Origin of the sequence: Bradyrhizobium sp. SZCCHNS30572 (assembly GCF_032484415.1) — a bacterium.
Lineage (GTDB): Bacteria > Pseudomonadota > Alphaproteobacteria > Rhizobiales > Xanthobacteraceae > Bradyrhizobium.
Map to the genome: position 1 here is coordinate 362,501 of NZ_JAUESY010000007.1, position 13,507 is coordinate 376,007.

The 13,507-nt window shown below is 65.6% G+C and carries 14 protein-coding genes (1 of these 14 only partly in view); 4 read left to right on the top strand and 10 right to left on the bottom strand.

Translation table 11 applies throughout. From position 1 onward, the window contains the following. Window positions 1–511 carry the 3' portion of a hypothetical protein gene (locus tag QX048_RS21415; RefSeq protein WP_315753799.1) on the top strand. The gene continues 83 nt to the left of window position 1, outside the view, so the window shows 511 of its 594 coding nt (coding positions 84–594); the start codon falls outside the window, past its left edge; the stop codon is at window positions 509–511. 84 nt (window positions 512–595) lie between these two features. On the opposite strand, the gene QX048_RS21420 is transcribed toward QX048_RS21415, so the two are convergent. Together QX048_RS21420 and QX048_RS21425 are read right to left on the bottom strand one after the other, a co-directional pair. Next, complete coding sequence (locus tag QX048_RS21420; RefSeq protein ID WP_315753797.1) at window positions 596–1,903, bottom strand: NAD(P)H-dependent oxidoreductase; 1,308 nt, start codon at window positions 1,901–1,903, stop codon at window positions 596–598. 97 nt (window positions 1,904–2,000) lie between these two features. Then, a complete protein-coding gene (locus QX048_RS21425; protein ID WP_315826653.1) occupies window positions 2,001–2,804 on the bottom strand; it encodes a phytanoyl-CoA dioxygenase family protein in 804 nt (267 codons plus the stop codon). A gap of 209 nt (window positions 2,805–3,013) precedes the next feature. Between QX048_RS21425 and QX048_RS21430 the strand changes: the two genes are divergently transcribed. After that, window positions 3,014–3,556 carry a methylated-DNA--[protein]-cysteine S-methyltransferase gene (locus QX048_RS21430; protein WP_315718084.1) on the top strand — a complete coding sequence of 181 codons (543 nt, stop codon included), beginning with the start codon at window positions 3,014–3,016 and terminating at the stop codon, window positions 3,554–3,556. Window positions 3,557–3,587: 31 nt separating this feature from the next. On the opposite strand, the gene QX048_RS21435 is transcribed toward QX048_RS21430, so the two are convergent. From QX048_RS21435 to QX048_RS21450, 4 genes are all read right to left on the bottom strand, one after another. Next, complete coding sequence (locus QX048_RS21435) at window positions 3,588–4,454, bottom strand: MBL fold metallo-hydrolase (protein WP_315826654.1); 867 nt, start codon at window positions 4,452–4,454, stop codon at window positions 3,588–3,590. A gap of 19 nt (window positions 4,455–4,473) precedes the next feature. Beyond that, window positions 4,474–5,088: a glutathione S-transferase family protein gene (locus tag QX048_RS21440; protein ID WP_315718082.1), complete on the bottom strand. Its 615-nt coding sequence runs from the start codon at window positions 5,086–5,088 to the stop codon at window positions 4,474–4,476. A gap of 119 nt (window positions 5,089–5,207) precedes the next feature. Further along, on the bottom strand, window positions 5,208–6,050 hold the full coding sequence (locus tag QX048_RS21445) for a fumarylacetoacetate hydrolase family protein (RefSeq protein WP_315826655.1): 843 nt from the start codon (window positions 6,048–6,050) through the stop codon (window positions 5,208–5,210). Between the two features lie 77 nt (window positions 6,051–6,127). Continuing rightward, window positions 6,128–6,991, bottom strand: coding sequence for an MBL fold metallo-hydrolase (locus tag QX048_RS21450; protein ID WP_315826656.1), 864 nt, complete (start codon window positions 6,989–6,991; stop codon window positions 6,128–6,130). 116 nt (window positions 6,992–7,107) lie between these two features. On the opposite strand from QX048_RS21450, the gene QX048_RS21455 reads away from it, so the two are divergent. Next, the gene (locus QX048_RS21455) at window positions 7,108–7,563 is read left to right on the top strand and encodes a DUF3775 domain-containing protein (protein ID WP_315736261.1); all 456 of its coding nucleotides are present in this window, start codon (window positions 7,108–7,110) and stop codon (window positions 7,561–7,563) included. 293 nt (window positions 7,564–7,856) lie between these two features. On the opposite strand, the gene QX048_RS21460 is transcribed toward QX048_RS21455, so the two are convergent. After that, entirely contained in the window at window positions 7,857–8,639 is a 783-nt protein-coding gene (locus tag QX048_RS21460) for an SDR family oxidoreductase (RefSeq protein ID WP_315753786.1), read from the bottom strand. A gap of 141 nt (window positions 8,640–8,780) precedes the next feature. Beyond that, window positions 8,781–9,296: a CvpA family protein gene (locus QX048_RS21465; protein ID WP_315718075.1), complete on the bottom strand. Its 516-nt coding sequence runs from the start codon at window positions 9,294–9,296 to the stop codon at window positions 8,781–8,783. A gap of 110 nt (window positions 9,297–9,406) precedes the next feature. On the opposite strand from QX048_RS21465, the gene QX048_RS21470 reads away from it, so the two are divergent. Then, complete coding sequence (locus QX048_RS21470; protein WP_315826657.1) at window positions 9,407–10,168, top strand: SDR family oxidoreductase; 762 nt, start codon at window positions 9,407–9,409, stop codon at window positions 10,166–10,168. Window positions 10,169–10,213: 45 nt separating this feature from the next. Here the strand turns inward: QX048_RS21470 and QX048_RS21475 are convergent, their stop codons facing one another. Both QX048_RS21475 and QX048_RS21480 read right to left on the bottom strand, forming a co-directional pair. Further along, the gene (locus QX048_RS21475) at window positions 10,214–11,815 is read right to left on the bottom strand and encodes a GMC family oxidoreductase (RefSeq protein ID WP_316200653.1); all 1,602 of its coding nucleotides are present in this window, start codon (window positions 11,813–11,815) and stop codon (window positions 10,214–10,216) included. Between the two features lie 173 nt (window positions 11,816–11,988). Beyond that, window positions 11,989–13,422, bottom strand: a complete 1,434-nt coding sequence (locus tag QX048_RS21480) for a coniferyl aldehyde dehydrogenase (RefSeq protein ID WP_316171771.1) — start codon at window positions 13,420–13,422, stop codon at window positions 11,989–11,991. Window positions 13,423–13,507: the final 85 nt, after the last annotated feature.

Here is a 13,507-nt window from a genome sequence, read left to right on the forward strand (position 1 = left end):
GGCACTTGCGCAGGCTGCCAAGGATTCGCCGGCCCAGCCGCCCGGACCCACGGTCAGCCAGCCGCCGCAGCTCAAGCAGATCGCGCTGACCGACCAGCAGATCGAAAACGTGCTGGCATCGCAAAAGGACATGGATGCCGTCACCGACAAGCTTCCCGAAAACGCGCCGCCGGACCAGAAGGTGGTGACGCAGCTCGATGGCGTCGCCAAGAAATACGGCTTCGCCAGCTATGACGATTTCAACATCGTCGTCGACAACATCAGCCTGGTGATGGGCGGCATCGATCCGAAGACGAAAAAGTACATCGGTCCCGAAGCCGTCATCAAGCAGCAGATCGATCAGGTCCAGGCCGACACGAAGATGAAGCCCGACGACAAGAAGCAAGTCCTCAGCGATCTCAACGCGGCGCTGAAGGCGAAACCGCCCGAGGTCGAGAACAAGGGCAACATCGATCTCGTCGTCAAGTACTACGACAAGCTCGCCGCGGCGTTCGGCGACGACGACAACTGAGCCCCGGACGTCACGTGAACTCAGAGCCCCGGCCTGTTGGTCGGGGCTTTTTATTGACCGTGAGAGGTCATGCGCGGGAGCGAATCAGCGCGCGAACGTCCTTTCCATCTCTTTGCGGGTCGCGACGATATCCTTGTCCATGTCGTCGACGTCGACGTCGCTCCACCGCACGACTGAACCATGAGCAACGTCGTCGGTGAGCTTCACGCGATGCGCCAATCCGATCGGCAGCGCCCCAAGCTGGAGGCTCTTACGCGCCGGAATCACCTTGCCCCAGACCGTGTAGCCGCCCTCTCCATCGAGCATCTCGCCGGCGCGCAGATCCTTCTTGGCGACGGCGACGACGTCGCCGCGGAAACCGAGCGGCTGTCCGGTCGGCTCGCGCCGCAGCGCCGCCGACAGCACCGAGACGTTCAGCTCCAACCCGATCAGGTGATAGGGCTTGTACATCGCCGCATAGCGGCCAGTGGCGTCCGTCTTCAGGCCATATTGGCGGAAGCAGTCCGCGGCGTAGTCGTTCGGCGCCTCCAGCACGACATAGACGCCCCAGCGCAGATCGCGAAACACCGGCCGTCCGTCGCGTTCGAGCGATGACACCACCTCGACCATGCCCGATCGTTCCAGCACGCCGCCGCGGTCGCGCGGACGCAGGACATGGGGCAGATCATCGACGCCGCAGGGGGGAAACAGCAGTCCGTCCGTGGGCACGTCGAGCCCGGTCGCGTTGGCGATCGCGGCCATCTCGATCGCCGACTTGGTGCCGTCGAGGAAGGAATTGAACATCTGCGGATTCATGCCGGCGGACTGTGCTTCGCCCGCCGTCAGCCCGTAATGCTGCCAGACGCCATCGGGCGTCACGTCGTGATAGGCCGGCAGATATTTCGTGCCCTTGCCGGCCGCGACCACGTGGAAGCCGGTCGCGCGCGCCCAGTCGACGAGCTCGGCCGTCAGCGCCGGCTGGTCGCCATAGGCCAGTGAATAGACAACGCCCGCCTTGCGCGCCTCTTCCGCGAGAAGCGGCCCGGCCAGCACGTCCGCCTCGACATTGACCATCACGATGTGCTTGCCAGCCTTGATCGCGGCGCGCGCGTGGCGGATGCCGGCAGCAGGGTTGCCGGTCGCTTCGACAACGACGTCAATGCCGTCACCCGTCGCCTTCGAACCATCGGGGCTGAAATTCGTGCGCGCGATCAGCTCGGCGCTCCAGCCGACCGTCCGGCACGCGTCGCGGGCGCGCTCGGGATCGAGGTCGATGATGACGGGGACCTCGAGGCCCGCGACGTGCGGAACCTGCGCCAGGAACATCGAGCCGAACTTGCCGGCGCCGATCAGTGCGACGCGCACAGGCTTGCCGGCGGCGGCGCGGGCTTGGAGGAGGGCGTGGAGGTTCATTGGATAGTCCAGTGTCGATGCTTGCGCGAGCTGGCGTGATTTTCCTGACTCGTCAAGCCCGGGCATGACGCCTCTTTTCGTAGCGCGATTGTCTGCCTCACTCCGCCGCCTCGCGATTTTTCGCGCGAGCGAGCTGCAGCAGCGCGTCATCCGGAAGCATCGCGATCGGCGTGAAGTCGCGATGCGCGATGTACTCCGGCCGCGTCGGGGTGCGGATATGGTTCGAGACGGCGTTGAGCGTGAGGTACACGATCTTGCGCGGGTAAGGCGTGATGTTGCCGGCGGAGCCGTGCACAAGATTGCCGTGGAACATCAGCATGCCGCCGGGCTTTCCGGTCGGCGCGACGATGCCGCCTTCCGCGACCAGCCGCGTCACCGTCGCCTCGTCCAAGGTCCACAACGGATAGGACGTTGTCGCGAGATCATGCGACGCCTCGAGGTCGCCGGCATGCTGGCTGCGCGGCACCAGCATCAAGGGGCCGTTGATCGGCATCACCTCGTCGAGAAAGATCGCGATGTTCATCGCGCGCGGCTCCGGCATGCCGTCGTCGCGCTTCCAGGTGCCGTAGTCCTGGTGCCATTGCCAGACATCACCGGTGAAGGCCGATTTGGCGTTGATCTTGAACTGATGCATGTAGACCTTCTCGCCGAAGATCTGCTCGATCGGTTCGATCATGCGCGGATGCGCCGCGAGCACGCGGAAGGCGTCGTTGTAGAGGTGGGCGGCAAACGCCGTGCGCGGCGCGCCGCTCTTCTCGCGCCAGACCTCGGGACGGTTAACCGCATAGATCGCCTCGGCCTCGCGGGCGAGAAAGGCGGTCTCCTCGGGGCTGAACAGCTCGGGCAGGAACAGCCAGCCCTCGCGGTTGAAGAATGCGATCTGCTCCGGCGTCAGCTTCATGGCCGTCTCCCTCGCCTTGGTTTCCTCGGATGAGGCGCCCGCTCTTTGCGCCGGGCTGCCCCTGCGCCGTGCTCCCATCCTTTCGGCCTGCCGATGGACATCACGGTGCTTCCGCTGTCGACATTGGCAGAATCCGGGTGGATCGCAACATTCTCCAAGCCTAATTTGACTGGCAGATGATACGGGGCAGAGCGGCGATGGAGTCCGTCATGTCAGAGCAAAGCTTTGCAATTTTCGAGACTGCGATCGGCGCTTGCGCGATTGCATGGGGAGCGCGCGGCATCAATGCGGTGCAACTGCCGATGGGCGGCGTCGCGCAGATCCGCATCCGGATGCAGCAGCGTTACGAAGGCATCGGCGAAGCCGAGCCGCCGCCGCATGTGCGGCGCACCATCACGCGGATCACGGCGCTGCTTGCCGGAGAGCCGGATGATCTTAGCGATGTCGACCTCGATCTCGACGGCGTCAGCGCGTTCCAGCGCGGCGTCTACGAGATCGCGCGCCGGATCCCGCCGGGCCGGACCCTGACCTATGGCGACATCGCCAAGCAGCTCGGCGGCGTCGAGTTGTCGCGCGAGGTCGGCCAGGCGCTCGGGCGCAACCCGTGCCCGATCGTGGTACCCTGCCATCGCGTGCTGGCGGCGGGCAACAAGCCCGGCGGCTTCTCCGCCAATGGCGGTGTCGAGACCAAGCTGAAGATGCTGGCGATCGAAGGCGCCGCGGTGAACCATACGCCGAGCCTGTTCGATTGACGGGCGCGGTGACCGGCGCCGCGCCCGTGTCTCAGACCGCCTCGCAGGCGAAGCCGTTGCCCTTGCGGGTAATGCGGCCGACCGAGGGCGACGGGAAGTGCGCCGTGCAGCACAGCGTCGACGTGTCGCAATAGCGCTCGAGAAAGGCGCGGCGCGTCACCCCGGCCTGAGCCGGGTCGACGTCGAATCTCGGTGACAGCTCGGGAAAGCTGAGCTGCAGCGGCGTGTGGATCAGGTCGCCGGCGAACACCGCATCGTCTCTGCCCCTGCCGACGGCGACTGCGATATGGCCGGGCGTGTGGCCCGGCGTCGGCAGCAGCCGGACATGATCACCGATCGCGAATGCGTCGCCGACGATGTCGGCGCGCTTGGCCTCGACCACCGGCAGCACGCTGTCGGCGAATGGAGGCACCTCGGCCTTGGCATTCTGCGCCACCCAGTAGTCATATTCGCGCTGCGCGAACACGTAGCGCGCATTCGGGAAGGTCGGCACCCAGCGGCCGTCGTCGAGCCGCGTGTTCCAGCCGACATGATCGGTGTGCAGATGTGTGCACATCACGACGTCGATGTCGTCGACCGATACGCCCGCGGCCGCAAGCGCAAGCATGTAGCTGTCGTCGGTCTTCATGTTCCAGACCGGCCGCGCGCGCGGCTTGTCGTTGCCGATGCAGCTGTCGATCAGGATGGTGTGGTGAGGCGTCCTCACCACGTAGGACTGAAAGCACAGGATCAGCGAGTCCTGCGCATCGAGGGCACCGGCCGCCTGCAGCGCGCTGCGCTCTGCCGCCAGCATCTCCGATGTCAGCTCGGGAAACATCTCACGCGCCGGCAGGAACGTGGTTTCCTGCTCGATGATGCGATGAATGGTCGTGTCTGCAACCGAGAACGTCAGCGTCACGGCAGCTCCTGTTCAGGGATCAAGCCGCCGGCGGCACCGAGATCTTCACCGATTCGCGTTCGAGCATCTTGTCGTGGAACGCGTCGAGTGCCGGAAATGCCTTGCGCCAGCCGCAGTCGGCGAAGCGGAAATCGGCATAGCCGAGTACGCAGACGAGTCCGATCGCGACGATGTCGAACGGGCGTGTCATCAAGTCGGGCTGCGCATTGAAGCGCGCCATGCCCATCCAGGCCCTGTTCCAATGATCGTCGGACCAGGCCTGCCAGCGGAGGCCCTCGGGCCGCACCATCGCCTCGTAGCGGCATAGCAGCATGGAATCGAGCATGCCTTGCAGCATGGAATGCTCGCTCTTGACCTTCCAGCGCGACGGGCCGGAAGCGGGGATCAGCTTGTTGCCGCCGGCGAGCTCGTCGAGATATTCGACGATCACGTAGGAATCCAGGATCACGTCGCCATTGTCGAGGATCAGCACCGGCAGCTTCTTCAGCGGCGTGATCTTCGAATACTCCTCATTGGCCTGGCCCGGCACCACGGCTGCAGGCACGAATTCGAGCCGGTCGATCAGCCCGAGTTCGATGGCGGCGATGCGCACCTTGCGGGCGAATGGCGAGGCGGGCGAGAAGGTGAGTTTCATCGGAAGTGTCCTCTGGCTGGTCATTCCGGGGCGATGCGAAGCATCGAACCCGGAATCTCGAGATTCCGGGTCTGGCGCTACGCGCCATCCCGGAATGACTCACAAGTCGATATCGCGCCTTACGCCTCGATGATCTCCTGGCGCTGCTCGCCGAGGCGTTCGATGCCGAGCGTGACGACGTCTCCGACATTGAGGAAGGTCGGCGGCTTCATGCCCATGCCGACGCCGGGAGGCGTGCCGGTGGTGACGATGTCGCCGGGCAGGAGCGTCATGAACTGCGAGACGTAGGAGATGCACTTCGCCATCGAGAAGATCATCGTCGCGGTGGTGCCGGTCTGGCGGCGCTGGCCGTTGACGTCGAGCCACATCGACAGGTTCTGCACGTCTGGAATCTCGTCCTTGGTGACGAGCCACGGACCTACGGGACCGAACGTGTCGTGCGACTTGCCCTTGGTCCACTGGCCCAGGCGCTCGATCTGGAAGTTGCGCTCGGAGACGTCGTTGCAGATCGTGTAGCCCGCGATGTGGTTCAACGCCTCGGCCTCTGAGACGTATTTGGCGCGGGTGCCGATGATGGCGGCGATCTCGACTTCCCAGTCGAGCTTGGTCGAGCCGCGCGGCTTCTCGACCTGATCATAGGGACCGCACAGCGCGGTGTTGGCTTTCAGGAAGAAGATCGGCTCGGCCGGGATCGGGTTGCCGGTCTCCTTGGCATGGTCGGAGTAGTTGAGGCCGATCGCCACGATTTTCGAGATGCCGGTGACAGGGGCGCCGAGCCGCGGCTTGCCGGCAACGGCGGGCAGGGAGGCCGGATCGAGCGCGGCGAGCTTCTTCAGCGACTCCGGCGCATAGGCCGCGCCATCGAGGTCCTTCACATGCGCCGACAGGTCGCGCAACTGGCCGGATGCGTCGATCAGGCCCGGCTTTTCCGCGCCCTTCTCGCCGTAGCGAACAAGCTTCATTGGTTTCTCTCCCTCAATTCCCTGGTATTCCAGAGCCCTGTCATGGAGCATGGCGGGAGGAAATTCAACCTTGCGGGCTATGCGTCGCCGCTGCCCTGTAATGCCTCGAAGCGGAAGGCGGCGCCGTCCCGCCGGATATGGCCGGCATGGAAATGGCCGCCGATCACCAGCGTCTCGGTGTCGGCAAAACGCGAGAACAGCGCCCGCCGGGTCGCGATCGCCAGCGCCGGATCGGAGTCGACCGTCGAGCTCCAATCGAGACGCGCCATCTGGCAGGGATGGTGGGCGACGTCCCCGGTGAGCACGGCCTGCGCGCCATCCGAGCGGATGTGCAGGCTGACATGACCCGGGCTGTGCCCCGGCGTCGGGATCAGGTTGATCTCGTCGGTGATCACCGCTTCGCTTCCGACGAACTCCGCGCGTCCGGCGGCGACGATCGGCTGCACGGAATCGGCGAAGGTCGCGGTCTCGTCGGCGGCCTCGCTGTGATCGCGCCAATGCTCATATTCGGTGCGGCCGAAAACGTAGCGCGCATTGGAGAAAGTCGGGACCCAGCGGCCGTCGACGAGCCGCGTATTCCAGCCGACATGGTCGACATGGAGGTGGGTGCAGATCACCATGTCGATGCTTTCGGGCGGGAGGCCGGCAGCGCTCATCGTCTCCAGGAACGGTGTCGCGCGGTTGTTCCACATTGGCACGCTGCGGCCCTGCTTGTCGTTGCCGAGCCCGGTGTCGACCACGATCCGCATCGTCGGTGTTTCCAGCACCAGGGTGTGGATCGACATCTTCAGCCGACCTTCATCGGTCGCAAAATCGGGCGTGAGCCAGGACAGCTCGCGGATCGTCTCGGGTGTTGCCTGCGGCAGGATGAAGCGGGTGCCGCCGACGGTCTCCAGCTCGACGAATTTGGTGACCCTGACCCGGCCGATCGTCCAAGACATGCGCGCTTCCTCGTCCTATTCTTGATGCCGGTCACGATGCCGCGCGGCTTGTTCCGGCGCAATGGATCAACTGCCCGGAACAGGCGTTGCTGCAGTCCGTCCATGAGGAGAACGCCATGCCAGAGCTGACGATATCGCCCGAGAAGGTCGCCTTCCTGATCGAAAAGGCGCGCGAGTTCGACGTCAAGGAGCAGGCGACCGATGAGGAATCCGGCTCGAATGCCGTCGATGACGACATGGTCGACGTGCTCCAGGATAGCGGCGATGATCCCGTGGTGCGCGAGATCACCGGCTTCATCAACGCGATGACCGAGGACGAGCAGACCGATCTCGTCGCCTTGATGCGGCTCGGCCGCGGCGACGGCGATATCGACGAGTGGGACGATCTGCGCCGCGAGGCCGCCGGCCAGCGCGACCGCCACACCGCGCGTTATCTGCTGGGCGAGCCGATGCTCGGCGACCTGCTGGCGGAGGGCCTTGATGCGTTCGGCATCGATTGGACCGAAGGCCGCACCACGGCGGATTCGTCGAGCCCAAGCCAGCGCGACGAGGACGAGACCACGAAGCGGTAGGTCGTTCGGAAAGGCAGAGTCGCTGTATTCATAGCGCGGATGGCAAACAGAACTCACAGCTTTATTAGTTGGATTCGAATTCCTATTGCGCCGGCGCTGCGCTCCCTCGCCCCGCTTGCGGGGAGAGGGTTGGGGTGAGAGGGACTCTCCACAGACACCGCGTTCGCGGAGAGCCCCCCTCACCCCGATTGCATCTCGCGATGCAATCCGACCTCTCCCCGCAAGCGGGGCGAGGTGAAAGCCCGGGATCGGCGTAGCAGGTTTCCGCGCCAGACCGCCCAAGGAAGTCTGTCTTACAGCGTGCCTGGGAAGGCGCCGCCGTCGAGCAGGATGTTCTGGCCGGTGATGTAGCCGGCCTTGGCGCCGCACAGGAAGGCGCAGGCGAGTCCAAATTCCTCGGGATCGCCGAAGCGACCTGCAGGGTTCGTCTTGGCGCGGTCGGCGAGGATCTGCTCCGGCGTGACACCGCGCTTCTCGGCCTCGCCCTTTGCCGTCGAGAGCAGGCGGTCGGTCTCGAACGGCCCCGGCAGCAGCGCATTGATCGTGACGTTGTTGATCACGGTCTTGCGCGACAGGCCGGCGACGAAGCCGGTGAGGCCGGCGCGGGCGCCGTTGGAGAGGCCGAGAATGTCGATCGGCGCCTTCACCGCGGCCGAGGTGATGTTGACGATGCGGCCGAACTTGCGCGCCATCATGCCGTCGACGGTCGCCTTGATCAGCTCGATCGGCGTCAGCATGTTGGCGTCGAGCGCCTTGATCCAGTCGTCGCGGGTCCAGTTGCGGAAATCGCCGGGCGGCGGGCCGCCGGCGTTGTTGATCAGGATGTCCGGATCCGGGCAGGCCTTCAGCACGGCGGCGCGGCCCTCGGGCGTGGTGATGTCGCCCGCCACTTCCGTGACGGTGACGCCAGGATTGGCCGCGCGGATCTCGGCCGCGGTCTTCGCCAGCACTTCGGCGCCGCGCGCCGTGATCGTGACATGTACGCCTTCATTGGCCAGCGCGATGGCGCAGGCGCGGCCCAGGCCCTTGCTGGAGGCGCAGACGATGGCGCGGCGGCCCTTGATCCCGAGATCCACGATTGATCACTCCGATATGTCAGTGAGGCTGGAAGAAAGATGGGTGCATTCTAGCCAACCGAATTGCCGCTGATAAGAGCAGCCGGCCTGTGCCGAATTGCATGGCTCGCTATGACGGGAGAGGCGGCGCCGCCGTGTCCGTCAGATGCGCCGTTCCTGCTTCAGCCGGTCGATCAGGCTTGCGAGCTCCGGAGGCAGCGAGCGGAAGCCTTTTGCGCCTGCGAGCGAGAGCATCGGCCGCAGGCGTGATCCCTCGAGGAAGCGCGGCTGACGCTCGGGGGGAACGATCCTGTCGAACACCAGCACCAGCGTGGTCGCGACCATGCCGGTGCGCACGGCGCCCAGCAGAGCGCCGCCGAGCCGGTCGCCAAAACCGGCCTCGGAACCGATCGCTTCGTCGAGCAGGATGCGGCCGATCTTGCCCAGCGCCATGCCGATGACGACGAAGGCGGCGAAGAACTGCAGCCAGTTCTGTGCCAGCGGAGTGCCGTGCACGTCGCGCAGTTGCGGGCTCATCGCCGCGACCGCGCCCATCGCCAGCGGCATCGCGAGCAGGTAGGCCAGAATCGTGATGGCGCTGCGCAACAGCCCGGTCGAGAAGCCGCTGTAGACGGCAACCATCAGTGCGGCACAAGCGGCGAGGTCGAAAGCGTTCATGGTTGCTCCGCCGCGGTTGTAGGCCGGGCCCGGTAAACGATTCCGGTTTGCGCTACTTCAAATCGTCTGTATCAATGCGCCGCAACAAATGAGCAACCGTGGGAGGAACCATGTCCGAGCTGTTCGACGTCAGCCGCGAGGTGATCCTGATCACCGGCGCGAGCCGGGGGCTCGGCCGGCAGTTCGCCCGGGTTCTATCGGCACGTGGCGCCGCCGTCGCGCTCGCGGCACGCCAGACCGGCAAGCTCAAGGCGTTGGAGGCGGAGCTCAAGGCAAGGGGTGGTCGCGCCGCCGCGGTCGAGATGGACGTGACGAGCATGGCATCGATCGTCAGGGGCATGGATGCGGCCGAGGCCGCGCTCGGACCCGTGACGGTGCTGATCAACAATGCTGGCATCGCGGTAGAGAAGCTCGCGGTCGAGCAGAGCGAGGCGGATTGGGACGCCGTGATCGGCGCCAATCTGAAGGGCGCCTATTTTGCCGCAACCGAAGCAGCTCGGCGCATGGCCGCGCGCAAGACCGGCGGCAACATCATCAACATTGCCTCGGTGCTCGGCTTCAGCGTCGTCAAGTTCATCTCGCCCTATGCGATCTCCAAGGCCGGCGTGGTGCAGGCGACCAAGGCGCTGGCGCTGGAGCTCGCGGCGAGCGGCATCCGCGTCAACGCACTGGCGCCCGGCTACATCGACACCGACATCAATCACGAGGTCTGGGAGACGCCGGCGGGCGAGAAGCTGGTCAAGCGGATCCCGCAGCGGCGCGTCGGCCACGAGAGCGACCTCGACGGCGCGATCCTGCTGCTGGCGTCCAACGCCTCGCGCTACATGACCGGCAGCGTCGTCACGGTGGACGGCGGCTTCCTGCTAACGTGAGACCCTGCTGATCGGCAGGTTGATTTCCCTCGATGGCGAGCCGTCTCAGCCTTTCAGCTCGCGCTTGATCATGTCGGCGGCCTTCTCGCCGATCATGATGGTCGGCGCATTGGTATTGCCGCCGATCAGGGTCGGCATGATCGAGGCGTCGACCACGCGCAGGCCGGACATTCCGCGCACCTTCAATTCGGGATCGACCACGGCGAGCGGATCGTCGACGCCCATCTTGCAGGTGCCGACAGGATGGTAGACCGTATCGACGCGGGCGCGCAGGATGGCGCGAATGTCGTCGTCGGTCCTGACGTCCGACGTGAACAGGTCGCGCTTGCTGAGGCTGCGCATCGCCGGCGTCTGCATCAGCCGCAGCGTGGTCTTGTAGCCGGCCACCATGGTTTCGAGATCGTCGGCCTCGCCCAGGAAGTTGGGATCGATCAGCGGCGCGGCGAGCGGATCGGCATTCTTTAAGCCGACCATGCCGCGGCTCTTCGGCCGGAGCAGACAGAAATGGCAGGAGAAGCCATTGCCGTGGCGCTTGCGGCCGTGATCGTCGGTGACGGCCATGCCGAAATGCAACTGGATGTCGGGCACGTCGAGATCAGGCCGCGTCTTCAGGAAGCCGCCGCATTCGGCGAAGTTCGAGGTCAGGACGCCGCGGCGCTCGCGGCGATATTGGCCGATGCCCGCCAGCAGCCGGCGCAGGCCCTTCGGCGACAGGGAAGAGAAGTTGGGGTTGTCGGAGGTGTAGGCGAAGATGAAATCCGGATGGTCCTGCAGGTTCTGTCCGACACCCGGCAAATGGTGGACGCCGGCGATGCCGAGCCGCGCCAGGGCGCTCGCGTCGCCGATGCCCGACAGCATCAGCAATTGCGGGGTCTGGAACGCGCCGGAGGCGAGGATCACTTCGCGCCGGCAGCGGATCTCCTTGACCTCCTTGCCCTGGCGATACTTGACGCCGACCGCGCGCTTGCCCTCGAACAGGATCATCGACGCATGCGCCGAGGTCTCGACCCGCAGGTTGCTGCGGCTGCCGCGATGCGGCTGGATGTAGGCCCGTGCCGCGCTCCAACGCTCGCCATTCTTCTGCGTGACCTGATAGAGCCCGAGCCCTTCCTGCGTGTCGGCATTGAAATCGTCGCGGACCGGAAACTGCGCTTCGCGCGCCGCCTGGAGAAAGATGTCGTGCACGGGATTGTCGGTCCGCAGCCGGCTGACCGGCAGTGGTCCCGATTGGCCGTGATACGCGCCGTTGAACTCGGCGTTGTTCTCGGCGCGCTTGAAGTAGGGCAGCACGTCGTCATACGACCATCCGGTGTTGCCGAGGGAAGCCCAATGATCGTAGTCGGCGCGGTGGCCGCGGATGTAGACCATGGCGTTGATCGCGGAGGAGCCGCCGAGCCCGCGGCCGCGCGGCTGATAGCCGCTGCGCCCGTCCAGGACCTTTTGCGGCACGGTGGTGAAGGACCAGTTGTTGACGGGCCCCGCGACCATCAGGAACAGCATGTAGGGCGTGGTCACGATCCAGTTGTCGTTGCGTCCCCCGGCGTCGAGCAGCGCGACGGATGTCGCCGGATCTTCCGACAGGCGGCCGGCAACCGTTGCGCCGCCGCTGCCGCCGCCCACGACGATGAAATCGACCTCGTCCGTCACGCATCTCTCCCTGATGTTTGTTTTGCTTGTTGTTCGAATGTCGTTCCGGCGGCGCGCGGCAGGTGGCGAAGTCATTTGCGCTGAGCGTCGAACTCGGAATCGAGAGTTTGATCTGCACCCGATCGTCTCGGGATTCCTGGGGGCGCGCTCTGCGCCCCGGGAACGACGATTGGCTAGGACAGGAATCGCAGAAGCTTTTCGATCCGCGCGATGCTGGCGCCGTAGGGTGGATAGAGATCCTTCATGCGGTTGAAGGGAGAGCGGTAGAACACCGGCTTCAACTTGCTGAAGCTGTTGAAGCCCCATTCGCCGTGATAATGGCCGATGCCGGAGGCGCCGACGCCGCCCATCGGCTGGTTCATCTGCGCAAAATGCAGAAGGCAGTCGTTGATGGTGACGCCGCCGGAGACGGTGCGCGCCAGCACCGTGTCACGGGCCGCAGCGTCAGTGCCGAACCAGTACAGCGCGAGCGGCCGGTCGTGGGCGTTGATGTGGCGGATGACGTCGTCGGATTGCCGATAGGTCATGATCGGCAGCAGCGGACCGAAGATCTCCTCCTGCATGACCGCCATGTCCGCGCTCGCGCCGACCACGATCGTCGGTGGAAATTTCCGCAGCTTCTTCCAGGCCGGATCTTCCGGGCTGGTCGTGCTCAGCGTCCTGGCGCCGCGCGCGATCGCATCGCGCAGCAATCCTTCCAGCCTAGCATAGTGCCGCTCGGAGATGATCGACGTGTAGTCGCCATTGGCCGGGTTGGTGCCGAACATCTGCAGCATGTGCCGGTGCAGCTTGCTCGCGAATGCGTCCGCGTGCTGTTCGGGCACGAACACGTAGTCCGGCGCGATGCAGGTCTGGCCGGCGTTGAGCAGCTTGGCATAGGCGATGCGCTCCGCGGCTTCGTCGATGTCGGCGGAGACGTCGACGATGGTCGGTGACTTGCCGCCGAGCTCGAGCGTCACCGGGGTCAGGTTGCGCCCGGCGGCCTCAGCGACGATGCGGCCGACGCGGGTCGAGCCGGTGAAGACCAGATGATCGAACGGCAGCGCGGCAAAGGTCTCCGCGACGCCGTCCTCGATGCCGGTGACGATGAGCTCAGTCGGGTCGAAATTCGCCGCGATGAGCTCCTTGAGCAGCGCGGAGAAGTGCGGCGTCAGCTCGCTCGGCTTGATCATGACCCGGTTGCCGGCGGCGAGCGCGCCGATTGCTGGCGCCAGCGTCAGCTGCAACGGGTAATTCCACGGCGCGATGATGCCGACCACGCCGAGCGGCTGCGGGATCAGGCGGTTGCGCGCCGGCCAGAACTGCAGCGCGGTGGCGATGCGCCGCGGCGCCATCCAGCGCGGCAGCACCTTGAGCGTGTGCCTGATCTCGGCCTGCAGGAACAGCGTTTCGGCAATCGTCGTCTCGACGGCGCAGCGGTGGCCGAAATCGGCCGAGATCGCCTGCTCCAGGCGCTTCTCGTTGTCCGACAGCATCGCTCGCAGCCGCTTCAGGCCGTCCAGCCGTGCCGCGAGAGCGGGCGGGGGCGCATTGCGGGAGGCCTCGACCTGGGCGTGGAACGCGTCGTCGAGCGCCGAGAGGGCTGGGCTCTTCAGGGACTGGTCCATGGACGTCTCCTCGCGTGTACCGCGGCCGCGTGCAGGGCCGTCATTCTGGTTGGCTTAAAGCTGCCGCGTTGCGGGACCCTTGGCA